17 protein-coding genes and 1 pseudogene are annotated in these 23547 nt (G+C 75.1%); 12 read left to right on the forward strand and 6 right to left on the reverse strand.

Features of this window, described 5'->3' with window-relative positions; all coding sequences use genetic code 11:
• Positions 1–65: 65 nt before the first annotated feature.
• Entirely contained in the window at positions 66–1640 is a 1575-nt protein-coding gene (locus ACFZBX_RS12025) for a DUF5691 domain-containing protein (protein ID WP_391533277.1), read from the reverse strand.
• Positions 1641–1723: 83 nt separating this feature from the next.
• Positions 1724–3052 carry an SWIM zinc finger family protein gene (locus tag ACFZBX_RS12030; RefSeq protein WP_391533278.1) on the reverse strand — a complete coding sequence of 443 codons (1329 nt, stop codon included), beginning with the start codon at positions 3050–3052 and terminating at the stop codon, positions 1724–1726.
• A 189-nt stretch (positions 3053–3241) separates the two neighbouring features.
• Here ACFZBX_RS12030 and ACFZBX_RS12035 point away from each other — a divergent pair, with 189 nt between their 5' ends.
• From ACFZBX_RS12035 to sucD, 5 genes are all read left to right on the forward strand, one after another.
• On the forward strand, positions 3242–4336 hold the full coding sequence (locus ACFZBX_RS12035) for an AAA family ATPase (protein WP_391533279.1): 1095 nt from the start codon (positions 3242–3244) through the stop codon (positions 4334–4336).
• 88 nt (positions 4337–4424) lie between these two features.
• Positions 4425–6773 (forward strand): DUF5682 family protein, encoded by a 2349-nt coding sequence (locus tag ACFZBX_RS12040; RefSeq protein ID WP_391533281.1) that lies wholly within the window; start codon positions 4425–4427, stop codon positions 6771–6773.
• A gap of 76 nt (positions 6774–6849) precedes the next feature.
• Positions 6850–8055 (forward strand): VWA domain-containing protein, encoded by a 1206-nt coding sequence (locus tag ACFZBX_RS12045; RefSeq protein WP_391533283.1) that lies wholly within the window; start codon positions 6850–6852, stop codon positions 8053–8055.
• A 353-nt stretch (positions 8056–8408) separates the two neighbouring features.
• Positions 8409–9581: an ADP-forming succinate--CoA ligase subunit beta gene (gene sucC / locus ACFZBX_RS12050; RefSeq protein ID WP_391533284.1), complete on the forward strand. Its 1173-nt coding sequence runs from the start codon at positions 8409–8411 to the stop codon at positions 9579–9581.
• A 17-nt stretch (positions 9582–9598) separates the two neighbouring features.
• Entirely contained in the window at positions 9599–10483 is an 885-nt protein-coding gene (sucD, locus tag ACFZBX_RS12055; RefSeq protein WP_391499353.1) for a succinate--CoA ligase subunit alpha, read from the forward strand.
• A 110-nt stretch (positions 10484–10593) separates the two neighbouring features.
• On the opposite strand, the gene ACFZBX_RS12060 is transcribed toward sucD, so the two are convergent.
• Entirely contained in the window at positions 10594–11634 is a 1041-nt protein-coding gene (locus tag ACFZBX_RS12060; protein WP_391533401.1) for a hypothetical protein, read from the reverse strand.
• A 1278-nt stretch (positions 11635–12912) separates the two neighbouring features.
• A pseudogene (locus ACFZBX_RS12065) lies at positions 12913–13275 on the reverse strand (response regulator transcription factor); the annotation flags it as partial.
• Between the two features lie 93 nt (positions 13276–13368).
• Between ACFZBX_RS12065 and ACFZBX_RS12070 the strand changes: the two are divergent.
• A complete protein-coding gene (locus ACFZBX_RS12070; protein ID WP_391533285.1) occupies positions 13369–14820 on the forward strand; it encodes a DUF6350 family protein in 1452 nt (483 codons plus the stop codon).
• A gap of 9 nt (positions 14821–14829) precedes the next feature.
• Here ACFZBX_RS12070 and ACFZBX_RS12075 read toward each other — a convergent pair whose 3' ends face one another.
• Positions 14830–15504 (reverse strand): hypothetical protein, encoded by a 675-nt coding sequence (locus ACFZBX_RS12075; RefSeq protein WP_391533286.1) that lies wholly within the window; start codon positions 15502–15504, stop codon positions 14830–14832.
• A gap of 378 nt (positions 15505–15882) precedes the next feature.
• Here ACFZBX_RS12075 and purN point away from each other — a divergent pair, with 378 nt between their 5' ends.
• Positions 15883–16542 carry a phosphoribosylglycinamide formyltransferase gene (purN, locus tag ACFZBX_RS12080; RefSeq protein ID WP_391533287.1) on the forward strand — a complete coding sequence of 220 codons (660 nt, stop codon included), beginning with the start codon at positions 15883–15885 and terminating at the stop codon, positions 16540–16542.
• Positions 16539–18122, forward strand: coding sequence for a bifunctional phosphoribosylaminoimidazolecarboxamide formyltransferase/IMP cyclohydrolase (purH, locus tag ACFZBX_RS12085; RefSeq protein ID WP_391533289.1), 1584 nt, complete (start codon positions 16539–16541; stop codon positions 18120–18122). Before purN ends, purH begins: the two co-directional genes overlap by 4 nt.
• A gap of 119 nt (positions 18123–18241) precedes the next feature.
• Here the strand turns inward: purH and ACFZBX_RS12090 are convergent, their stop codons facing one another.
• A complete protein-coding gene (locus ACFZBX_RS12090) occupies positions 18242–19030 on the reverse strand; it encodes an RDD family protein (protein ID WP_391533290.1) in 789 nt (262 codons plus the stop codon).
• A gap of 544 nt (positions 19031–19574) precedes the next feature.
• Here ACFZBX_RS12090 and ACFZBX_RS12095 point away from each other — a divergent pair.
• From ACFZBX_RS12095 to ACFZBX_RS12110, 4 genes are all read left to right on the forward strand, one after another.
• Positions 19575–20429 (forward strand): bifunctional methylenetetrahydrofolate dehydrogenase/methenyltetrahydrofolate cyclohydrolase, encoded by an 855-nt coding sequence (locus ACFZBX_RS12095; RefSeq protein ID WP_380763767.1) that lies wholly within the window; start codon positions 19575–19577, stop codon positions 20427–20429.
• A 53-nt stretch (positions 20430–20482) separates the two neighbouring features.
• Positions 20483–20902 (forward strand): DUF3017 domain-containing protein, encoded by a 420-nt coding sequence (locus tag ACFZBX_RS12100; RefSeq protein ID WP_344344292.1) that lies wholly within the window; start codon positions 20483–20485, stop codon positions 20900–20902.
• A 204-nt stretch (positions 20903–21106) separates the two neighbouring features.
• Entirely contained in the window at positions 21107–22099 is a 993-nt protein-coding gene (locus tag ACFZBX_RS12105; protein WP_391533293.1) for a malate dehydrogenase, read from the forward strand.
• A 76-nt stretch (positions 22100–22175) separates the two neighbouring features.
• Positions 22176–23501, forward strand: a complete 1326-nt coding sequence (locus tag ACFZBX_RS12110) for a hemolysin family protein (protein WP_391533295.1) — start codon at positions 22176–22178, stop codon at positions 23499–23501.
• Positions 23502–23547: the final 46 nt, after the last annotated feature.

Raw genomic sequence — 23547 nt, forward strand, 5'->3', positions numbered from 1 at the left:
TCGCGTCCGGCCGTCCTTCCGGTGGCCGTTCACCCGGCCGTTCACCCGGCCGTTCACGCGGCCGTTCAGGCCGCCAGTTCGGCGAGCATCGCCTCGCGGAAGCGCAGTGTCCCGGCCAGCCGGGCGAAGGTCTCGCCCCAGGCGGTGGCGGGCGCGGCCCCGGCGGCCAGCGCCTCGACCGCCGCGGCGCTCTCCGGGGAGAGCGCGCGCTCGGTCATGCCGAGCACCCCGCTGTGGCTCCACGGGTAGGCGCCGGAGGCGGCGGCCCGGGCCAGCGCCTCGACCACCGCGGTGGACAGCGGCGGCGTCCACGGGGTGGCGCAGGCGCCGAGCAGCTGGAAGGCGTCGCCGAGGCCGTGCGCCTCGATGAAGGCGGCCGTCCAGGCGGCCCGTTCGGCGGGCGGGAGCACCGCGAGCAGCTTGGCGGGGGCGCCGGTGGTGCGGGCGGGGCGCCCGGGGCCGGGGACCGGCGCGGGTCCCAGGAGGGCGCGCGCCCAGGCGGCGTCCTGCTGGCGGACGGCGGCCCGGGCCCAGGCCTCGCGCAGGTCGTCGGCCCAGGTACTGCTGGTCTCGTCGATGGCGTCGCCGACCCGCAGGGCGAGCAGCCGCTCGGGCGTCAGGCCGGTGTGCCCGGTCCAGAGCGAGAGCGGAGCGGCGGCGATCACCTCGCCGAACCACCAGGCCCGTTCGCCGCGTCCGGTGGGCGACTTGGGCGGTATGCCGTCGCGCTGCATGGCCGGGTCGCACGCGGTGGGCGGGGTGACCAGCAGATGCGTGCCATGGTCGGAGAGGCGCACGGCGGCGCGGGCGCGCTCCGCCATCCGGGCGGCCAGCGCGGAGCCGGGCAGGGTGGAGAGCAGTTCGGCGGCGGTGGCCCGGACGTTCTTGCTGCGGTCGCCGAGGGCGGCCTCCAGGAAGGGCTCGTCGGCGAGCGAGAGGCCCTGCTGGAGGGCGTCCAGGAACAGCAGCCGGTCCTCGGCCCGCTCGGTGGACCAGGTGCCGTGCAGCAGTGCGAGGCCGGCCGCGGGATCGTGGCGGCGGAGCAGTGCGAGGTGGGTGACCCGCTCGGCGAACAGGCCCTCGTGCCACACCTGGTGGCCCTCGGCGGGCGCGGCGTCCGCGGCGGGCGGGGGCTCCGTGGCGGCGCGCTGGACGAACCGCCAGTCCGCGTTGCGCTCGGCGAGCCAGCGGCCGAGCGGGCCGGCCAGCGCGACCGCGTCGGGTCGCAGTTCGCTGCGGGCGCGGGCGGCGTCCAGCAGGGCCGGGACGCTGGCGGCGGGTGCGCGGTAACCGCGTTCGCGGGCGGTGGTGAGCCACTGCGGCAGCAGTTCGCCGACGTTGGCGAGCACGCCGCCGCCCCGGGCGGAGAGCAGCAGCGAGAGCCGGCGGGCGGCGGCGGCCGGCAGCTCGGGGCGGGGGTCCTCGGCGGCCGGGCGGCCGGCGGGGGCGGTGGCCGGGACGGGCAGCGCGCCGGCCCGGCGGCGGACCGTCTCCAGGGCGGCGAGTTCGAGCAGTGCGGCGGCCGGGTCGGTGCGGTCGACGGCGCCGTCGTACGGGGCGGCCGGGCCGGGCGCGGGGAGCGGGCGGCGGTCGGTGCCCAGCAGGGCGGTGGTCTGCAGGGACTCCCAGGGGTCGGGCACGGGGCCTCCTCCTCCGGTGGAACGGGTGCGGGTGGACGTCGGGTCGGCGGGCGTGGCCGCGCCCGGGGCGCGGCGGGGCCCGCTCAGGTCGTGGTGAGGCCGATCGGGCGGCCGTCCAGTCCCCAGGCGGTGACCGGGGCGAAGCCGCGGTGGCCGTACTCGCCGAAGACGGTGAGCGGGCGGCCGGTGGAGACGGCGGCGAGCCGCCAGAGCGCGGCCTCCGGGACGGCGGCGCGGTGCACGGGCACGGTGTGCCGGCCGTCGGTGAGGTGCCAGCCCTCCTCGGAGAGCACCGGGACGACCTCGGTGAGGACCGTCGGCCAGGCGTCCAGCCACGGGTCGTCGGCCACCGCGGTGCCGTAGCCGGCCACCGCCTCGGCGACGGACAGGCCGGGCGGCGGGCCGTCGGGCGCCGCCGCCGCCGGGGCGCCGTGGCGGGTGCCGAGGACGGCCCGCAGCGGGCGGGCGCCGGGGTGGAAGGCCAGCTCGGCCTCCACCACCTGACCGGTGGGCAGGGCGAGTTCGGGGGCCTGCCCGGGGCGGCCGAAGGCGATCAGCAGGGCCTGACGGCCGGTCTTGGCGCCGCGCAGCCAGAGCCGGCGGGTGGTCAGCCGCTCGTCCGAGCCCCCCTCCATCGGCGAGGTGCGGGTGCCGAGGACCTGCCAGCGGTCCCGGACGGTCGGTCCTGCCAGCAGCTCGGCGGTCTCGGTGGTGTAGCCGACCCGGGCACGCACGGTCGCGGCGAGCGGCGCGGGCAGCTCGTCCAGGCGGGTCGCGGCGGTGGCGAGCAGGTGGAGCATCGCGTACTCCGCCAGCAGCCCCTGCTGCGGCACCGCGTCGAGTTCGCGGACCCGGGTGGCCAGGCCGGGCGCCTGGGCGTCGACCATGCGGGCCGCGACCTCCTCCCAGGGGCCGGCGGTGGACTGGTCGGCCAGGCCGTGCCGGACCCGGTCGGCGAGCCGCAGCCGCAGCTCGGCGGCGCCGGCCGCGACCCGGGCGGAGCGCTTCTCGGCGCGGCGGCGGGCGGCGGCCGGGTCGGCCGGCGCCTCCACCCGCGCGGCCCGCTGCTCGGCGCGCTCCTGGCGGCCCTTCAGCCACTCGGCGGCCCAGTCCGCGGGCTCGGCACCGTCGGGCACGGAGCGGGGCGAGCCGCTCCAGAGCAGCAGCAGCCCCAGGGCGTGCTTGCAGGGGAACTTGCGGCTCGGGCAGCTGCACTGGTAGGCGGGCGTGGCGAGTTCGACGACCGTGCGGTAGGGCGTGCTGCCGCTGCCCTTGCACTCGCCCCAGACGGCGTCGCCGTCGGTGCCCGCGCCGGACCAGGGGGCGGGCGCGGAGAGCTTGCCCGCGGCCTTCTTCGAGGCGGCGTCGGGCGCCAGGGACAGGACGTGTTCGGTGCTCCAGCGTTCCTCCATGACCACGACGGTAGGCGGCGGCACTGACAGTCGACCCGCGGGCCGGACGGGCCGAACTGAGGTCCGGTCAGGATTGTCAGTGGTCCGGTGCATGGTGGTTCTCGCAGGCCGGGACGCCGACCTGGCTCCCCCCGATCACCCCGCCGCCCGGGCATCCGTGCGCCCGGCGGCCGACCCGAAGGAGCCCCGATGACCGACGTCGTGACCGACGTCCTGCGGCAGCACGCCGAGGACGCGTTCGCCGCCGAGCTGTCCGCGCTGGCCGCCCAGGACGACCGGCCGCGCCCGGAGCGCTGGAAGCTCTCCCCGTGGGCCGTCGCCACCTACCTGCTGGGCGGCGAGCTGCCCGACGGCACCGTGATCACCCCCAAGTACATCGGCCCGCGCCGGGTGGTGGAGGTCGCCGTCACCACGCTGGCCACCGACCGCGCGCTGCTGCTGCTCGGTGTGCCCGGCACCGCCAAGACCTGGGTCTCCGAGCACCTCGCCGCGGCGATCAGCGGCGACTCCACGCTGCTGGTGCAGGGCACCGCCGGCACCCCCGAGGAGGCCGTCCGCTACGGCTGGAACTACGCGCAGCTGCTCACCAACGGGCCCAGCCGGGAGGCGCTCGTCCCCTCGCCGCTGATGCGGGCGATGGCGGACGGCCGGATCGCCCGGGTCGAGGAACTGACCCGCATCCCGGCCGATGTGCAGGACAGTCTGATCACCATCCTGTCCGAGAAGACCCTCCCGGTCCCCGAACTGGGCACCGAGACCCAGGCCGTGCGCGGTTTCAACGTCATCGCCACCGCCAACGACCGCGACCGCGGCGTCAACGAGCTCTCCAGCGCCCTGCGCCGCCGCTTCAACACCGTGGTGCTGCCGCTGCCCGCCTCGCTGGAGGAGGAGGTCGAGATCGTCACCCGCCGGGTCGAGCAGCTCGGCCGCTCCCTCCAGCTGCCCGAACTGCCCGGCGGCGCCGAGGAGATCAGGCGCGTGGTGACCGTCTTCCGGGAGCTGCGGGCCGGCATCACCACCGACGGCCGGACCAAGGTGAAGACCCCCAGCGGCACCCTCTCCACCGCCGAGGCCATCTCGGTGGTCACCAACGGCCTGGCGCTGGCCGCCCACTTCGGCGACGGCGTGCTGCGGGCCGGCGACGTCGCGGCCGGCGTGATCGGCGCGGTGGTCCGCGACCCGGCCGCCGACCAGCAGGTCTGGCGCGAGTACGTCGAGGGCGTGGTCCGTGAGCGCGACGGCTGGAAGGACTTCTACCGCGCCGCCCGTGAGAACGCCCACTGAACGGCACGACCGTGCACCGCACGACCGTGCACCGCACGACCGTGCACCAAATGACCGCAACCTCGGAAGACCCGGGAGGGAGAGCGCGATGAGCGCAGAGGTGACGCTGCTCGGCGTCCGGCACCACGGCCCCGGCTCGGCCCGCTCGGTGGCCGCCGCGCTGGAGCAGTTGCGACCGGACGCGGTCCTGGTGGAGGGGCCGCCGGAGGCCGACCCCGTCCTCGGGCTGGCCGCGGAGAAGGACATGGTGCCGCCGGTCGCCCTGCTGGCCCATGCGGCCGACGACCCGGCCCGCGCCGCGTTCTGGCCGTACGCCGAGTTCTCGCCGGAGTGGGTGGCGATCCGCTACGCCGGCGAGGTCGGCGTCCCGCTCCGCTTCATCGACCTGCCGGCCGGCTACGCCTTCGCGGACACCGGCGACGAGGAGGGGGACGAGGGCGGGGACCAGGACGAGGACGACGCCGGCCTGCCGCGCGACCCGATCGCCCGGCTCGCCGAGGCCGCCGGCCACGACGACCCGGAACGCTGGTGGGAGGACGTCGTCGAACACCGCCGTCCCGGCGACGACGAGGACGCGCTCGCGCCCTTCGCGGCCGTCGCCGAGGCGATGACGGCACTGCGCGAGGACGGCGGCGGCGCCGGCCGGCGCGACGAGCGGCGCGAGGCGTACATGCGCCAGCAGATCCGCGCCGCCCGCCGGGCCGGCCACCGCCGGATCGCCGTCGTCTGCGGGGCCTTCCACGTCCCCGCCCTGGCCGCCATGCCGACCGTCGCGCACGACAGGGCACTGCTCGCCGAGCTGCCGAAGAAGGTGCGCACCGAGGTCACCTGGGTGCCCTGGACGCACCGCAGGCTCTCCCAACTCACCGGCTACGGCGCCGGGATCGTCTCCCCGGGCTGGTACCACCACCTGTACCGCACCGACGGCGACCCGCTGCCCGGCTGGCTCACCCGGGCCGCCGACCTGCTGCGTTCCGAGGACCACCCGGTCTCCTCCGCGCACGTCATCGAGGCCGTCCGGCTGGCCCGCACCCTCGCCGTGCTGCGCGGTCGTCCGCTCGCCGGGCTCACCGAGACGCTGGACGCCGTCCGCGCGGTGATGTGCGACGGCTCGGACGTCGCCCTCGCCCTCGTCCAGGACCGGCTGGTGATCGGCGACGCGCTCGGCGAGGTGCCGGACGCCGCGCCCGCCGTCCCGCTCCAGCGCGACCTCACCCGGATCCAGCGCACCCTGCGGCTCAAGCCCGAGCCCACCCCGCGCGACCTCGACCTCGACCTGCGCAAGGAGACCGACGCGGCCCGCTCCCGGCTGCTGCACCGGCTGCGCCTGCTCGGTGTCGACTGGGGCGTGCCGGCCCGCTCCTCGGTCGCCTCCACCGGCACCTTCCGGGAGAGCTGGCGGCTGTGCTGGCAGCCCGAGTTCGCCGTCCGGATCGCCGAGGCCGCCCAGTGGGGCACCACGGTCGAGCGGGCCGCCGTCGGCAAGGCGGTCGGCACCGCCCGGAGCGCCGTCGAACTCGCCGAGCTCACCGGGCTGGTGGAGACCTGCCTGGTGGCCGGGCTGGCCGAGGCGCTGCCCGCCGTGATGCGGGTGCTCGCCGACTGCGCCGCCCTGGACACCGACGTCGCCCACCTGGCCGGTGCGCTGCCCGCCCTGGTGCGCGCGCTGCGCTACGGCGACGTCCGGGGCACCGACGACGGCGCGCTCGGCGACGTCGCCGCCGGTCTCGCCGACCGGATCTGCGTCGGCATGCCGCCCGCCTGCACCGGTCTGGACGCCGCCGGCGCCGCCGCGATGCGCGGCCACCTCGACGAGGTGCACGGCGCGATCGGCCTGCTGGACCAGGACCGGGCGGACGGCCCCGCCACCGGACTCGCCGACCGCTGGGCCGCCGCCCTGCGGGCGCTCGCCCGGCGCGAGCCGTCCGGCGGACCGGCCACCGGCGTCCCCGGCCTGCTGCGCGGGCGCGCCGTCCGGCTGCTGCTGGACGACGGCCGGCTCGACTCCGCGGAGGCCGGGCGGCGCCTCGGGCTGGTGCTCTCCGCCGCCAACAGCCCGGCGGACGCCGCCGGCTGGATCGAGGGCTTCCTGACCGGGGGCGGCGCGCTGCTGCTCCACGACCCGCGACTGCTGGGCCTGCTCGACGGCTGGCTGACCGGTGTCCCGGCGGAGGTCTTCACCGATGTGCTGCCGCTGCTGCGGCGCACCTTCGCCACCCTGGAGGCCGGGGTCAGGCACACCGTCGGCAGCCGGGTGGCGGCCGGCCCGCTCGGCCCCGGGAGCGCCGAACCGGTCGGGGACGTCGCCGAGTTGGACCGTGCGCGGGCCGACGCCGCGCTGCCCGTGGTCGCCCTCCTGCTCGGGCTGCCGACCGGCGCCGGGGAGCCCGGCGAGCACCCGCGGATCCCCCGGCAGGCCGGGGGACGCGACACCTGACGGCGCCCGCCGTTCCCGTCCCCGTCCCCGTCCTTCTCCCCGCCCCGACCGCAGACCGCACGCAGAGGAGCCCCCGATGGCAGTCAGCACCCCCGGCACCGCGCCCGCCGCCGCCCCCGGTACCTCCGCCGACGAGCGGCTGCGCCGCTGGCGGCTGGTCCTCGGCGGCGAGGCGGACGGCACCGGCCGTCCCCTGCACGGCCGGGACGCCGCGATGGACGGCGCGCTCGCCGCGCTCTACCGGGGCGCCGCCGAGGACGGCCGGGCCGGGCAGCCGCGCTCCGGCCGCCGCAGCGCCGGCCTCGGCGGCTCGGCCCCGCAGGTGGCCCGCTGGCTGGGCGACATCCGCGAGTACTTCCCGGCCACCGTCGTCCAGCTGATGCAGCACGACGCCATCACCCGGCTCGGCCTGGAGCAGCTGCTGCTGGAGCCCGAGATGCTGGAGGCCGTCGAGCCGGACGTCCACCTGGTCGGCACCCTGCTCTCGCTCAAGCACGCGCTGCCCGAGACCACCAGGGAGACCGCCCGCGCGGTCGTCGGCCGGGTGGTCGCCGACCTTGAGCGCCGGCTCGCCGACCGCACCCGGGCCACGCTGGGCGGCGCGCTGGACCGCAGCGCCCGGGTCAACCGCCCGCGCCACCGCGACATCGACTGGGACCGCACCATCCGGGCCAATCTGAAGAACTACCTGCCCGAGCACGGCACGGTCGTCCCCGAGCGGCTGATCGGCTACGCCCGCGCCCAGCGGGCGGTGAAGAAGGACGTCATCCTCTGCATCGACCAGTCCGGCTCGATGGCGCCGTCCGTGGTGCACTCGGCGGTGTTCGGTGCGGTGCTCGCCTCGATGAAGAGCCTGGACACCCGGTTGGTCGTCTTCGACACCTCGGTGGTCGACCTCACCGAGCAGCTCACCGACCCGGTCGACGTGCTCTTCGCCACCCAGCTCGGCGGCGGCACCGACATCAACCGGGCACTCGCGTACTGCCAGTCCCGGATCACCCGGCCGGCCGAAACGATCGTCGTCCTGATCAGCGACCTCTACGAGGGCGGCATCCGCGACGAGATGCTCAAGCGGGTGGCCGCCATGAAGGCGGCCGGCGTCCAGTTCATCGCCCTGCTGGCGCTCTCCGACGAGGGCGCGCCCTCGTACGACCACGCGCACGCCGCCGCGCTGGCCGCGCTCGGCGCCCCGGCCTTCGCCTGCACCCCCGACGTCTTCCCCGAGATCATGGCGGCGGCGATCGAGAAGCGCCCGATCCCGGTCCCGGAACAGGGGGTGTGAATGGAGCTGTCGGCGCGGCCGTCAACGCTGTGCCGCCGGACTCACCCGAACAGCGGAACCCGGGGCGGGGTCGGGCGGAGCCGCCGGACCGGGAGCCCGGCGTACGCCCCCTAGGCTGGTCTGTGACGGTTCTCACCAAAGACGGGCAGGCCCCGGGCGAAACACGCCCGTCGTCCGGGGATAACCTGCCAGACGGACGTGACGCGCGTGTTGATTGACGTGTGCGCCCGTGGCTGTGTGGGCCGCAAGGCCGTACTTCTGCGTACCCGCACCGCCCCGACGACCCGCAGCGAAGATCCTGCCGTGGCACGCTCGTAGAGACACAATCCGCGACCACGAACAAGGACAAACACGTGGACCTGTTCGAGTACCAGGCGAGGGACCTCTTCGCCAAGCACGGTGTTCCCGTGCTTGACGGCGATGTCATCGAGACCGCCGCAGACGCTGCCGCCATCGCGGAGCGCTTCGGCGGCCGCGCCGTCGTCAAGGCTCAGGTGAAGGTGGGTGGCCGAGGCAAGGCCGGCGGCGTGAAGCTCGCCGCCGACCCGGCGGACGCCGTCGCCAAGGCCGGGCAGATCCTCGGCATGGACATCAAGGGCCACACCGTGCACAAGGTGATGCTGGCCCAGACCGCGGACATCAAGGAGGAGTACTACGTCTCCTACCTGCTCGACCGCGCCAACCGCACCTTCCTGGCCATGGCCAGCGTCGAGGGCGGCATGGACATCGAGGAGGTCGCGGCCACCAAGCCCGAGGCCCTCGCGAAGATCGCCGTCGACGCCAACGAGGGCGTGACCGAGGCCAAGGCCCGCGAGATCGTCGAGGCCGCGAAGTTCCCGGCCGAGCTCGCCGACCAGATCGTCGACGTCCTGCAGACCCTGTGGACCGTCTTCATCAAGGAGGACGCCCTCCTGGTCGAGGTCAACCCGCTGGTCAAGACCGGTGAAGGCAAGATCGTCGCGCTCGACGGCAAGGTCTCCCTGGACGAGAACGCCGACTTCCGCCAGCCGGAGCACGAGGCGCTCGAGGACAAGGCCGCCGCCAACCCGCTGGAGGCCGCGGCCAAGGCCAAGGGCCTCAACTACGTGAAGCTCGAGGGCGAGGTCGGCATCATCGGCAACGGCGCGGGTCTCGTCATGAGCACCCTCGACGTGGTCGCCTACGCCGGTGAGAAGCACGGCAACGTCAAGCCCGCCAACTTCCTCGACATCGGTGGCGGCGCCTCCGCCGAGGTCATGGCGAACGGCCTGGAGATCATCCTCGGCGACACCGACGTCAAGTCGGTCTTCGTCAACGTCTTCGGCGGCATCACCGCGTGCGACGCGGTCGCCAACGGCATCGTGCAGGCCCTCGCCCTGCTCGAGGAGAAGGGCGAGGCGGTCACCAAGCCGCTGGTCGTCCGCCTCGACGGCAACAACGCCGAGCTGGGCCGGCAGATCCTGACCGACGCCAACCACCCGCTCGTCGAGCAGGTGGACACCATGGACGGTGCGGCCGACCGCGCCGCCGAGCTGGCCAACAAGTAAGGAAGGGACTTCACACCATGGCTATCTTCCTTACCAAGGACAGCAAGGTCATCGTCCAGGGCATGACCGGCTCCGAGGGCATGAAGCACACCCGCCGCATGCTCGCCTCCGGCACCCAGATCGTCGGCGGTGTCAACCCGCGCAAGGCCGGCACCACGGTCGACGTCGACGGCACCGAGGTGCCCGTCTTCGGCTCCGTCGCCGAGGCCATCGAGAAGACCGGTGCCGACGTCACCGTCATCTTCGTGCCGCCGGCGCACACCAAGAGCGCCGTCGTCGAGGCCATCGACGCCGAGATCGGCCTGGCCGTCGTCATCACCGAGGGCGTCCCGGTGCACGACACCGCCGCCTTCTGGGCCTACGCCGGCTCCAAGGGCAACAAGACCCGGATCATCGGCCCGAACTGCCCCGGCCTGATCAGCCCCGGACAGTCGAACGCCGGCATCATCCCGGCCGACATCACCAAGGCCGGCAAGATCGGCCTGGTCTCGAAGTCCGGCACCCTGACCTACCAGCTCATGTACGAGCTGCGGGACATCGGCTTCACCTCGGCCGTGGGCATCGGCGGTGACCCGGTCATCGGCACCACCCACATCGACGCCCTCAAGGCGTTCCAGGAGGACCCGGAGACCGAGCTCATCGTCATGATCGGTGAGATCGGCGGCGACGCCGAGGAGCGGGCCGCGGCCTTCATCAAGGAGAACGTGACCAAGCCGGTCGTCGGCTACGTCGCGGGCTTCACCGCCCCCGAGGGCAAGACCATGGGCCACGCCGGCGCCATCGTCTCCGGCTCCTCGGGCACCGCGCAGGCCAAGAAGGAGGCCCTTGAGGCCGCCGGCGTCAAGGTCGGCAAGACGCCGTCCGAGACCGCCCGCCTGGCCCGTGAGCTGATCAAGGGCTGACACCCTCCCCGCTCGCACCCCACAGCGCCCCCGCCCGGACCTCCGGGACGGGGGCGCCGTGCTTGCCGCCCGCTCGCCCGCCCGATCGCCTCCGGGGCGGGCCGTGCGGCTCAGCCGTCCGCCACCGCGCACGGGTGCAGGGCCCAGGGCACGCAGCCGCGCGGCCGTTCGGCGGCCACCGCGCCCGGCGGGGGCAGCGCCTCGGCGGCCCGCCCGGCCGTCGGCGGCCGGTACGGCCCGTCCTCGCGCGGTGGCGGCGGATCCACCACCACCGGCTCCAGCCCCGGCGTCGGCGAGCACCAGAGGCTCAGGATTCCCGACGGCGGCCCCTCCACCAGCAGCGGGAGCAGCGCGTCCGACGCGGTCGCCAGGGTCGGGACCGGTGCGCAGAGCGCGGGCGACGGCGGACCGGGGGGCCGGAACAGCTCGCCCGGCCCCCCGCCCGCGAGCGTCGCCACCACCGCGCCGCCGACCGCGGCCGTCAGCAGCGCCGCCGCTCCCGTCCGGCCCGCGTTCGCCAGCCCGTGCCGGGCCCGCAGCAGCGGCACCGGCAGCCGGTGCGGCTCCGGGGCCCCGCGCACCGCCGCCCGGTGCATCAGCGCGCACAGCCGGTCGGCGAACCCGTCCGCCGCCGGATCCGACCCGACCAGCTCCGGCACCCACTGCGCCAGCGTCGTCCGCGCCGTCCACACCCGCCCCTCGGCGGCCGCCACCGTCGACTCCACCTCCAACGCCACCGCGGCGGCCGGCATCCCCAGCCCGTCGTGCAGCACCAGTGCCCGGCGCTGTGGCCGGGAGAGCCGCCGGAGCGCCTTGAGCAGCGCTCGGTCCCGGTCGGTGAGGCGGTCGTGGTCCGGCAGCACCGCCTGGGTCTCGTCCGCCGGCCGCACCTTGATCCGGCGGTGCGGGAGCCGCCACACGTGCGTGCGGCGCGGGCCGCCCCGGTGCCACGGCGACAGCGCCAGCTCGAACGCCCGCGCCCGCACCCACGCCTCCGGCTCACCCCCCGCGACCACCTCCGTCCACCGCCGCCGCGCCTCCCCGAACGCCCGCCCCACACAGTGCACGGCCCGGTGCTTGCACGCGGTGAGCAGGAACACCTGCTGCACCAACCGCGTGTGCGCCGCCTCGTACACCTCTTCGAACCCCACCCCGGACCCACCGCCCGCCCCGACCACCGCCCGGCCGTCGGCGGCTTGGCCGGCCGGCTCGCTGTCCGCCGCAGCCGCCCGTTGGCGGTCGGTGGCTTCGCCCGTCGGCCTGCCGTTCGCCCGACCTGCTGCCTGTGGGTCGGTTGCCTCGGCCACCGCTGCCGCCCGTCGGTCGTCGGCGCCTTCGGCCGCCCGTCCACTGTTCGCCTTGGCCGCCTGCCCGCCATTGGTGCCTGTGGCCGTTTGCGTCGTTGGTCGCCCACAGCCCGGTGCGGCCGTCGGTCGGTGGTCGGTGGCTTTCGGCCTGCCGCTTGCCCGACCCTCCGCCTGTGGGCCGGTTGCCTCGGGCGCCCGACCCGCTGCCTGTCTACCGTCTGCCTCAGCTGCCTGTTTGCCGTCGACGGCTTCGCTCACCAGATCTGCTGCCTGTCGGTGGTCGGCGCCTTCGGAGGCCCGTCCGCCGTCGATGGCCTTGGCCATCTGCGCCGTCGGCTGCCCGCTGGGGGGCCGCCCGCCGTCGGGTCCCGGGGCCACCGGCCGTCTGCCGGTGGCTCCGCTTGCGCGCGCTGCCGCCGCCCGCCTCTTGGAGGTCCGCCGCCCGTCGGGCCCGGCGGACAGCTGCTTGACGTTGCGTCCCGTGGGCCGTTCTGCCGCCTGGTCGCTCTCGGGCCCTGGGGCGGCCGGCGCGGTGGCCTGTCCGTTGCCGGGGGCCGCCGACAGTCGATCGGCGTTGCCGTTGGACTCTGCTGCGGCCGGCGCGGTCGCCCGGTCGTCGGGCCCGGGTGGTGTCGTACTTCCGTCGGCGAGCGCGGTCGCTCGGCCGTCAGGTGTCCTTCGGCTGTTGGGGGCGGCCGGCTCGGCCGTCCGCTCCGCTGCGCGCCGACTCTCAGGCCCCGGTGACGTTCGGGTGGCTTCGCTCGCGGTCGGCTGCTTCGCCGCCGGCCTGTCATCGAGTCCCGCCGACTCCCTCGCGGCGTCGCTTCCGGCGGCCTGAGCTGCCACCGGGTTGCCGACGTGCGCCGCGATCGGCGGCCGCCCGGTCGGCGACGTCAAGGCGTCGGCAGGGTGGCCTGCACGTACGCCCTGCGGCCGGTTCCTGACGATGGCGCCGCTCACCGGTCGGCGGGCGTCCTCCTGCCGGGACGGCGAGGCCGAAGCGTTCACGTGATCGGAGTGCCCGCCGCCGGCCGAGCCGGCCGCCGTCGCGGCCGGCCGCGAGGCTCTCGTCCCGGCCGGCGGGTGCTGGTCGGTGGGGAGGAGGGCGGCGAGGGCGGTGATCTCGGCCTGGGTGCGGGTGCCGAGTTTGCGCAGGGCCCGGTGCTGGTAGCTGCGGGCGGTGGTGGGGGTGACGCCGAGGGCGGCGGCGGTCTCGGTGAGGTCCCGGCCGGCCGCGAGGTGGGCGAAGGCCTGTGCCTCACGTTCCGTCAGTCGGCGCAACAGCGCCGCACCCTCGCCGTCCCCGGTCGCGGGAGCGGCAGGGGGGCCGTCGGCCCGGCCGCGTCCGTTCCCGGTCCTGCCGGGGCGCCCCTTCCCGCTGCGGCGCTGCGTCGCGGGCGCGGGCTGGTTGCCGGGGTGTGCGGCGGTCGGGGGCTTGGTCATCAGACGCTCCTGGCCGGGTCGGTCGCGCCAGCGGGCGGGCATGGTCTGAAAATGCGCATAAGCCAATAATCTGGGACACCCCGGCCGTTTGCCTCTTCACGGAGCATGGCGAGTCGCCTTGGCACGATGTGGGCCATGACGCAGCTGACGGGTCGTCCGATTCTGGGAGCGCCGGGCGAACTGGGGGCCAGGCCCGTGCTGTCCGCCCTGCTCGTCGGGGTCCGGACGGCCCTGACCGGGCTCTGCGTGATCACCGTTCCGGTGCTCGGGCTCTGGGTGGTGACGCCGTACGCGGACGGCGGCGCGTCCGGGGCGCTGCGGCTGGTGGCGGCGCTGTGGCTGCTCGGGCACGGTGCGCCGGTGCTGCGCGGGGCGGCGGAGGCGCCGTTGACGGTCACGCCGCTGCTGCTCGGTCTGCTGGCGGTGGGCCGGCTGTACCGGGCGGCGGGCCGGGTTGCGGCGAGCGGTGCGGGACGGCCGGGGCGCGGGGGTGCGCGGGCGGTGTGGGCGGGGTACTTCGCGGTGACGTGCGGGGTGGTGGCGCAGTGCGCGGGGGCGGGGGAGTTCCGGGCCCGGGTGCTGCCGGACCTCGCCGTGGTCGCGCTGGTGACGGGGGTGGCGGTGGCGGCCGGGGCGCGGGCGCACGGCGCGGTGGTGACGGGATGGCTTGAGCGGACGTCGGCGCGGCTGCCGGCGGCGGTCCGGCCGACGGGCGGCGCGGTGGTGGTCCGGGTGGCCGCGCTGGCGGCCGGGGCCGGGCTGCTGGCGGCCGGCGGGCTGGTGGTGGCGGGGGCGGCGGTGCTGGCGGCGGTGTCCGTGAGCGGTGCGCCGGAGGTGTTCGCGGGCGGGCCGGCGGCGGTGGTGGGGGTGCTGCTGGTGACGCTGGTGCTGCTGCCGAACGCGGTGCTGTGGGGTGCGGCGTACGCGCTCGGGCCGGGGTTCGCGGCGGGCGAGGGGACGGTGGTGTCGCCGGTGCGGGCGGTGCTGGGGCCGGTGCCGGAGTTCCCGTTGTTCGCGCTGCTCCCGGAGCCGGGTGCGGGCGGCTGGCGGGTGGCGGTGTTCGCGCTTCCGGCGTTGGCGGGTGTGGTGCCGGGGCTGATCCTGGGGCGGACCGCGGCCGTCGGCGGCGCGCGGCCCGGCGGACGGGCCGGCCCGCGTGCTCCGTGGTCGGTGCCGGCCACCGTGGTGGCGGCACTGGCGGTGGCGTTGCTGGTCGGGGCCTGGGCGGCCGTGCTCGGCGGGCTCTCCGGTGGGGCGCTGGCGGGGGGCCGGATGGCCTGGCTGGGGCCGGTGCCGTGGCGGACGGGCCTGGCCGCGGCGGCCTGGGTGGCGGCGGTCGCCGCCCCGACCGCCCTGCTGGCGCGCTTCCGCGTCCGTTTCCGCGTCCGCCGCGGGGTCCGGCTCCGGCGCACGGCCGACGGCCGCGCGCCGCTCGCGCCACCCGGAGCGCTCGCCCTGACCGCACGCCGGGGTGCGCTCCGGCTGCGCGCCCGCGCGTACGGAGTCGTCAGCCGCCTGTCGGGCGGCGCCTCCGAGAGCGCCTCCGACGCCGGCCCGGTCGACGCCGGCCCGGTCCGGGCCCGCTGACCGCCGTTCCTACTTGCCGGCCCTGGTGATGTCCACGTACCACTGCGGCGCGAGCCGCTCGCAGCCGTCGACGGCACTGGCGGTCAGCGAGTCCTGCACACAGGTGACGTAGTCGTTGTAGTACAACGCCAGACCGAGGACGGAGGAGACGAAGACCACCGTCATGGCCCCGGTGAGGATGCCGGCCAGCGCGGCCGGGGTGAGCGGGTTCTGAGCGGTGCCCCCGGCGGGCCCGGCCGTCCGGCCCGCCCCGGTCCCGGTCCCGCTGGCCCTGCCCGCCCCGGCGTCGGAGCCCGTCGACCTGGGCGCCCGCATCGCGGAGACGCCCCACGCGATGGCGAGCGCGCCGACGAACAGGGCGACGTAGTGCAGCGCGGCGAACGCGCAGACCAGCGCGCCCATGCCGGCCAGCGCGGCGTTGCGGGCCTTGCGCTGGGCGGGGTCGGCCGGGTCGAGCCGGGGCGGCTGCGGCCCGGACGGGCGGTGCCGGCCGCCCTGGTAACCGGGGCTCCAGGGGTGCGGCGGCGGGACGAGCGGGCGCTCCTCCTGGTCGCCGTCCTGGCCCTCGGGGCGGTCGGAGCCGCCGGAGGGGTGGGGAGCGCGCGGTCGCCACGGCTGCTCCGGGGCATCCGCCGGCGGCGGCGCGAAGGGGTTGCGCTCGCCGGTGTCGTCACCGCTGCTCATGGTTCAGCCATTCCTTCTCGGTCGGTGGGGCGGGTGCCCGCGCCACCCTATGATCCCGCAGGCCCCTGTGGGGGCTCCGGGCGCGTCCGGGGTGGGCCGGTCGTCGGGCGCCGCCGGGTCCGGTCGGGGCCGGCGGCGGCCCGTGGACGGACCGGCGAGATCCCCGTCTCAGCTACGCGCGTAGCCCTCGACGGTGTTTCGGGGGCCGTCCGACCAGCCGTTATGGTGGTGACGGTCAGCAGCTCCCACGGGTTCCCCGGGCGCCCGCGTCGCGGCGGGTTCTCCAGGAGTTCCCCCTCGCTCGACCTGCCGTTCGTAGTGGCCCCACCGCCGGTGGACGTACCAGCGCACGGCGCCCGACCTACGGAGAATCGCGCAGTGGCCGCCGCCCCCGCTCAGCTCTTCCCGCCCCGCACGCCCGGACCGGCCCGTCTGGTGGTGCTGGTCTCCGGTTCCGGCACCAACCTCCAGGCGCTGATCGACGCCGCCGCCGACCCCGCGTACGGCGCGCAGATCCTCGCGGTCGGCGCGGACCGCGACGGCATCGCCGGCCTGGAGCGCGCCGAGCGCGCCGGCCTGCCGGTGTTCGTGCAGCGGGTGAAGGACCACGCGGACCGGGCGGACTGGGACCGCGCGCTGACCGCCTCCGTGGCCGGGTACCAGCCGGACCTGGTCGTCACGGCCGGCTTCATGAAGATCCTCGGCCCCGAGTTCATCGCGGCCTTCGCCGGACGGATCGTCAACACCCATCCCGCGCTGCTGCCCGCCTTCCCCGGCGCCCACGGCGTCACCGACGCGCTGGCGTACGGGGTGCGGGTCACCGGCTGCACCGTCCACCTCGTCGACGCCGGCGTCGACACCGGGCCGATCATCGCGCAGGGCGTCGTGGAGGTCCTCGACGCCGACCACGCCGATGGCGGCGACGCGCTGCACGAGCGCATCAAGACTGTCGAGCGCAAGCTGCTCGTCGACGTCGTGGGCCGGCTGGCCCGCGAAGGTCACCGCATCGAGGACCGAAAGGTATGGATTCCGGCATGAGCGCCGCCCCCACCACGTCCCCTGTTGTCTCCGAGAACGTCCGGCCTATCCGCCGCGCCCTGATCAGCGTGTACGACAAGACCGGCCTGGAGGAGCTGGCCCAGGGCCTGCACGCCGCCGGGGTCGCCATCGTGTCCACCGGCTCCACCGCCGGCCGGATCGCCGCCGCGGGCGTCCCGGTGACCGAGGTCTCCGAGCTGACCGGCTTCCCCGAGTGCCTGGACGGGCGTGTGAAGACGCTGCACCCCCGCGTGCACGCCGGCGTGCTGGCCGACCTGCGCCTGGAGTCGCACCGCGCGCAGCTGGCCGAGCTGGGCGTCGAGCCCTTCGACCTGGTCGTGGTGAACCTCTACCCGTTCAAGGCCACCGTGGCCTCCGGCGCCACCCCGGACGAGTGCGTCGAGCAGATCGACATCGGCGGCCCGAGCATGGTCCGCGCCGCCGCCAAGAACCACCCCTCGGTGGCCGTCGTGGTCGACCCGTCCCGCTACCAGGACGTGCTCGCCGCCGTCCAGCAGGGCGGCTTCGACCTGCTGACCCGCAAGCGGCTGGCCGGCCAGGCCTTCGCGCACACCGCCGCCTACGACGTCGCGGTGGCCAACTGGTTCGACGAGTCCGGCTACACCGAGACCGAGGACGCTTTCCCGGCCTTCCTGGGCTCGGCCTTCGAGCGCCAGAACGTGCTGCGCTACGGCGAGAACCCGCACCAGGGCGCCGCGCTGTACACCGACGGCACCGGCGGCCTGGCGGGTGCGCGGCAGCTGCACGGCAAGGAGATGTCGTACAACAACTACGTCGACACCGACGCCGCCCGCCGCGCCGCGTACGACCACGCCGAGCCGGCCGTCGCGATCATCAAGCACGCCAACCCGTGCGGCATCGCGACCGGCGCCGACGTCGCCGAGGCGCACCGCAAGGCGCACGAGTGCGACCCGGTCTCCGCGTACGGCGGCGTGATTGCCGTCAACCGTCCGGTCACCGTGGAGCTGGCCGAGCAGATCGCCCCGATCTTCACCGAGGTCGTGGTGGCGCCCGGTTACGAGGACGGCGCCGTCGAGGTGCTGGCCCGCAAGAAGAACCTGCGGGTGCTGCTGGCCCCCGAGGCCCCGGCCAACCGCCAGGAGGTGCGCCCGATCTCCGGCGGCGTGCTGCTCCAGGACGCCGACCGGGTGCACGCCGAGGGCGACGACCCGGCGACCTGGACGCTGGCCACCGGTGAGGCGCTCTCCGAGGCCGAGCTGGCCGAGCTGTCCTTCGCCTGGCGGGCCTGCCGGGCCGTCAAGTCCAACGCGATCCTGCTGGCCAAGGACGGCGCCTCGGTGGGCGTCGGCATGGGCCAGGTCAACCGGGTCGACTCCTGCAAGCTCGCGGTCGAGCGGGCCGGCGAGCGGGCCAAGGGCGCGTTCGCGGCCTCCGACGCCTTCTTCCCGTTCGCGGACGGCCCGGCGATCCTGATCGCCGCCGGTGTCCGGGCGATCGTCCAGCCGGGCGGCTCGATCCGCGACGAAGAGGTGATCGCGGCCGCCGCCGAGGCCGGGGTGACCATGTACTTCACCGGCACCCGTCACTTCTTCCACTGATCAGCTGATCGCCTGAACGTCTGAACGTCTGAACGTCTGACGGAACGACGGAACGACGGAGCGGCCCGGCTCCCTCCACCGAGGGGGCCGGGCCGCTCCGTCGTTTCCGCCGTGCCGCGTTACTTCTTGATCACCAGGGTGCCGGCGGCACGGTCGTGCCAGCCCTGCAGCTTCCCGGAGTTGTCGAAGAACGGCGACAGGTAGACCAGCAGCGCCCCGATGTAGCAGAGGAAGGCGCCGACGATCGGGATGATGAAGCGGATGAAGCCGCCGCCCAGGCCCGGGGTCTGGCCGTTGCTCTCCTTGACCACGCGCAGGCCCATGGCCATCTTGCCCAGGGTGGCGCCGACGAAGGCGACCATCAGCCACTCGTAGAGCAGGTTGAACACCGCCAGCACGCCGACCATGATCATCATGGTGGCGACGATGCCGGCCGCGGCGTCGGTCTGCTGCTGGATGCAGTCGTTGTAGCTGATGGTCCCGTAGGAGTACTGGGTGCAGTCGTCGGTCTCCTTGACGAGGCCGAGCGTGCCGGCCAGGCCGAGCGCCATGACCAGGGCGATGACCGCGCCGACGGCCAGGCCGTCGATCAGCCGGGCCAGGAAGCGCTGGCCCATCGAGGCGATCTTCACCGTGCCCAGGTGGGCGATGTTGATGTAGCCGTTGTTCGCCTGGATGGTGCCCGGCATCGGCTGGTACCCGTACGCCGCCTGCTGCTGCGGCGGCACGCCGTACGCCGGCGGCTGCTGCTGCGGGTAGCCGTAGCCGGGATCCGCCGGCGGCTGCTGGGGGTAGCCGTAGCCGGCGGCCGGCGGGGCCTGCTGCGGGTAGCCGTACGCCTGCTGCGGCGGCTGCTGGGGCTGCTGGGACTTGTCGTACGGGTTGTTCGGGTCGGGCGGGTAGCTCATCGGTGCCTCCGGGCAGATGGGGACAGTGGGGACGGGACAGAGGACCCGGAACGGACCGGCGGGTCGGGCGGCCGGTCGGACGGGACGTTAGCGGAGCGCACTGACACCGGGGGGTGACGGCCGGGTGCGCGCCCCGCTCAGGGCCGTGGGAAGCGGGTGGACGGGAGCCGGGACGGTCCGTCGGCACGGAACGCGCCGCGTCGGCGGTCGGTGGTCGGCGCGGTGCGGTCTGGTCGGCTCACTTCGTTCTTCCCCCGGGTACGCCCCGCCGGGTTCGTCCGTCGGCCCGTCACCGGGCCGGATGCGGCGGGGAATGCCCGCTTATCGTCGAACGCCCGGCGGCGCCCTGTCCAGCCGCGCCCGCGCGTCGGACCGGACTGTGGCGCAACCGCAATACGACCCGGACGCTCCGTACTCGTTCGTCCACCCCCCGACGCCGCGCCGACGCCGTCCCGTCGCCACCCCGACACCGTCCCGCCGCGGGCCCCCTCCGGCCCGGGGACCGGTGGCGCGGACGACGCCCCCGATCCGGGAGAATGGGGTCATGACTGCCCAGATTCTCGATGGCAAGGCCACCGCGGCCGCGATCAAGTCCGAACTCGCCGCCCGGGTGGCGGCCCTCCAGGCGAAGGGCGTCGTGCCCGGCCTCGGCACCGTTCTGGTCGGCGACGACCCGGGCAGCCGCTGGTACGTCAACGGCAAGCACCGGGACTGCGCCGAGATCGGCATCGCCTCGATCCAGCGCGAGCTGCCCGCCACCGCCACCCAGGAGGACGTCGAGAACGTCGTCCGCGAACTCAACGCCGACCCGACCTGCACCGGTTACATCGTCCAGCTGCCGCTGCCCAAGGGCCTCGACCAGAACCCGGTCCTGGAGCTGATGGACCCGGACAAGGACGCGGACGGCCTGCACCCGACCTCGCTCGGCCGCCTCGCGCTGGGCATCGAGGGCCCGCTGCCCTGCACCCCGCTCGGCATCGTCGAGCTGCTGCGCCGCCACGACGTGCCGCTCGACGGCGCCGAGGTGGTCGTGGTCGGCCGCGGCGTCACCGTCGGCCGCTCGATCGGCCTGCTGCTCACCCGCCGCAGCGAGAACTCCACCGTCACCCTCTGCCACACCGGCACCCGTGACCTCGCCCACCACCTGCGCCAGGCCGACATCATCGTGGCCGCCGCCGGCGTGCCGCACCTGGTCAAGCCGGAGGACGTCAAGCCCGGCGCGGCCGTGCTCGACGTCGGCGTCAGCCGCAGCGAGGGCAAGATCGTCGGCGACGTCCACCCGGGCGTGGCCGAGGTGGCCGGCTGGATCTCCCCGAACCCCGGCGGCGTCGGCCCGATGACCCGCGCCATGCTGCTGAACAACATCGTGGTGGCGGCCGAGCGCCGCGCCGGCATCTGACCCGGCACCCGGCCGCACCCCCGCTCGACGACGATCCCCAAGGACGGGAAGCCATGACCGAACCGCGGCGGACCCGGCGCAGGCCGGTCAAGACCACCGGCACCCTGCCGCCCGAGGGCTCGTCGGCCGCGCTGGGGCGCGACCACGCGCTGCCGGTCCGGCAGTGGCCGATAACGGTGGTCCTGCTGGTGGTCGGCGCCGGTCTCGCGGTCACCTGGTTCGCGGACTTCCAGGACGGCTTCAAGTACGGGCTGCTGATCGTCGGCGGCGGGGTGCTGCTCGGCGCGCTGCTGCGGCTGCTGCTGCCGGAGGTCGGCATGCTGGCCGTGCGCAGCCGGTTCACCGACGTCATCGTGCTGACCTTCCTGGGCGTGGCGATCGTGCTGCTGACCCTGATGGCCCAGCCCAACCCGTGGCTGGAGTTCTCGGTGCTGGACAACATCGGCCAGCTGATCGGCCGGCCGCGCCGGTAGTCCCCGCAGGTCGCCGAACGGCCCCCGCCCGCGTTCCGGGCGGGGGCCGTCATCGTCTGTGACCAACCAGTCACGACCTCGCCCGAGGGTTACGCTTCCCTTTGCGATACCCTGACGCCGGTTCTCTCGATGTCGAGAGACCGTCCTCGGCTCCAGCGCGCCGACGTGCCTGGGGCACCTGGCGATTTGCTGGAGAAGGTAGAAATGACCCGCACCCCCGTCAACGTCACCATCACCGGAGCCGCCGGCCAGATCGGCTACGCGCTGCTCTTCCGCATCGCCTCGGGCCACCTGCTCGGCGCCGACGTCCCGGTGAACCTGCGCCTCCTGGAGATCCCGCAGGGCCTCAAGGCCGCCGAGGGCACCGCCATGGAGCTCGTCGACTGCGCGTTCCCGCTGCTGCGCGACATCACCATCACCGACCAGCCGAACGTGGCCTTCGACGGCGCCAACGTCGCGCTGCTGGTCGGCGCCCGTCCGCGCACCGCGGGCATGGAGCGCGGTGACCTGCTGCAGGCCAACGGCGGCATCTTCGGCCCGCAGGGCAAGGCCATCAACGCCCACGCCGCGGACGACATCAAGGTCCTGGTCGTCGGCAACCCGGCCAACACCAACGCCCTGATCGCCCAGCGCAACGCCCCGGACGTGCCGGCCGAGCGCTTCACCGCGATGACCCGCCTGGACCACAACCGCGCCCTCGGCCAGCTCTCCGCCAAGACCGGCGCCCTGGTCTCCGACATCAAGCGCGTCACCATCTGGGGCAACCACTCCGCCACCCAGTACCCGGACATCTTCCAGGCCGAGGTCGCCGGCAAGCCGGCCTTCGAGGCCGTCGGCAGCGACCAGGCCTGGCTGGAGAACGACTTCATCCCGACCGTGGCCAAGCGCGGCGCCGCCATCATCGACGCCCGCGGCGCCTCCTCGGCCGCCTCGGCCGCCAACGCCGCCATCGACCACGTCCACACCTGGGTCAACGGCACCGCCGAGGGCAACTGGACCTCCATGGGTGTCGTCTCCGACGGCTCCTACGGCGTCCCGGCCGGCCTGATCTCCTCCTTCCCGGTCACCACCAAGGACGGCCGGTTCGAGATCGTCCAGGGCCTGGAGATCTCCGACTTCTCGCGCGCCCGCATCGACGCCTCGGTCAAGGAGCTGACCGAGGAGCGCGACGCGGTCCAGGAGCTCGGCCTCATCTGAGCCCGGCCCGCAGCACCTCACCGACGGCCCGTCGTCCCTCCCCGGGGACGGCGGGCCGTCGCCCTACACTCCCGCTGTGAACGAAACCCTCCAGGACGCCGCGCTCGTCCTCGTCTTCATCGTCCTGGGCGGGCTGTTCAACGTCGCCGAGATCTCGCTGATCTCGCTGCGCGAGGGCCAGATCCGGACGCTGGAGGCGCGCGGCACCCGGCGGGCCGCCCGGGCCGCGCACCTCGCGGCGGACCCCAACCGCTTCCTGGCGGCCGTCCAGGTCGGCGTCACCTGCATGGGCTTCCTCTCCGCCGCCCTCGGCGCCGACACGCTGGCCGGCAAGGTCGCCCCGTTGTTCGTCCGGGCCGGCCTCTCCGAGGGCGTCGCCGACGCCACCGCGCTGGTCGGCCTCACCCTGGTGATCAGCTACGCCTCGCTGGTGCTCGGCGAGCTCACCCCCAAGCGGATCGGCCTCCAGCGGGCCGACACCATCGCGGTGCTGGCCGCGCCGGTGGTCGACGTCATGTCCGTGGTGCTGCGCCCGGTGATCTGGCTGCTCGGCCGCTCCACCGACCTGATGGTCCGGCTGCTCGGCGGCGACCCCGCCGCCGGACGCGGCTCGATGAGCTCCGAGGAACTCCGCGGCCTGGTCGCCGCCAATACTGAACTCGGCAGTGACGAACGGACGTTGATCGCCGACGTGTTCGCCGCCGGGGAGCGTCAGTTGCGCGAGGTGATGGTCCCGCGCACCGAGGTGACCTTCCTGGACGCCGAGCGTCCGCTCAACGAGGTCCGCGCCCAGGCGGACTCCTCGCCGCACTCGCGCTATCCCGTGATCGAGGGCAGCTACGACGCGGTGACCGGCTTCGTGCACGTCCGCGACCTGTACGGCGCGCGCGGCGAACGGGCCGCCAGGGTCCGCGACCTGGCCCGCCCGGTCAAGCTGCTGCCCGGCACCAAGCGGGTGCTGGAGGCGATGGGCGAGATGCGCCGCGAGGGCCACCACCTGGCGATCGTGGTCGACGAGTACGGCGGCACCGCCGGCATCGTCACCCTGGAGGACCTCGTCGAGGAGGTGATCGGCGAGATCCGCGACGAGTACGACACGCCCGAGCCCGCCCCGACCCGGCGGCTGGCCGGCGGCGGCGTGGAACTCGACGGCCTGCTCAACCTGGCCGACTTCGCCGAGGAGACCGGCGTCACCCTTCCCGAGGGCCCCTACGAGACGGTGGCCGGCTGCCTGGTGGCCGCGCTCGGCCGGCTGCCCGCCGACGGCGACCTGGTGCGGATCCCGGCCGGCCCGGGCGAGGAGGTGCTGCTGACGGTGGCCAAGCTGGAGGGCCGGCGGATCGCCCGGGTCGGGGTGAGTGCGGTCACACTGGCGCGACCGCCGGGGCCGGAGGTTTCCTGACCGGTCGGTGGAACTGGAACAATGGCCCGCATGGTCAACGCAGCGG

The organism is Kitasatospora sp. NPDC008115, from assembly GCF_042957205.1.
Taxonomy (GTDB): domain Bacteria; phylum Actinomycetota; class Actinomycetes; order Streptomycetales; family Streptomycetaceae; genus Kitasatospora.

Bases quoted from the DNA above. Each gene is read 5' to 3' on its own strand.
- ACFZBX_RS12030 (WP_391533278.1), bottom strand. From the start codon at position 3,052: ATGGAGGAACGCTGGAGCACCGAACACGTCCTGTCCCTGGCGCCCGAC.
- ACFZBX_RS12035 (WP_391533279.1), top strand. From the start codon at position 3,242: ATGACCGACGTCGTGACCGACGTCCTGCGGCAGCACGCCGAGGACGCG.
- ACFZBX_RS12040 (WP_391533281.1), top strand. From the start codon at position 4,425: ATGAGCGCAGAGGTGACGCTGCTCGGCGTCCGGCACCACGGCCCCGGC.
- ACFZBX_RS12045 (WP_391533283.1), top strand. From the start codon at position 6,850: ATGGCAGTCAGCACCCCCGGCACCGCGCCCGCCGCCGCCCCCGGTACC.
- sucD (WP_391499353.1), top strand. From the start codon at position 9,599: ATGGCTATCTTCCTTACCAAGGACAGCAAGGTCATCGTCCAGGGCATG.
- ACFZBX_RS12070 (WP_391533285.1), top strand. From the start codon at position 13,369: ATGACGCAGCTGACGGGTCGTCCGATTCTGGGAGCGCCGGGCGAACTG.
- ACFZBX_RS12075 (WP_391533286.1), bottom strand. From the start codon at position 15,504: ATGAGCAGCGGTGACGACACCGGCGAGCGCAACCCCTTCGCGCCGCCG.
- purH (WP_391533289.1), top strand. From the start codon at position 16,539: ATGAGCGCCGCCCCCACCACGTCCCCTGTTGTCTCCGAGAACGTCCGG.
- ACFZBX_RS12090 (WP_391533290.1), bottom strand. From the start codon at position 19,030: ATGAGCTACCCGCCCGACCCGAACAACCCGTACGACAAGTCCCAGCAG.
- ACFZBX_RS12095 (WP_380763767.1), top strand. From the start codon at position 19,575: ATGACTGCCCAGATTCTCGATGGCAAGGCCACCGCGGCCGCGATCAAG.
- ACFZBX_RS12100 (WP_344344292.1), top strand. From the start codon at position 20,483: ATGACCGAACCGCGGCGGACCCGGCGCAGGCCGGTCAAGACCACCGGC.
- ACFZBX_RS12105 (WP_391533293.1), top strand. From the start codon at position 21,107: ATGACCCGCACCCCCGTCAACGTCACCATCACCGGAGCCGCCGGCCAG.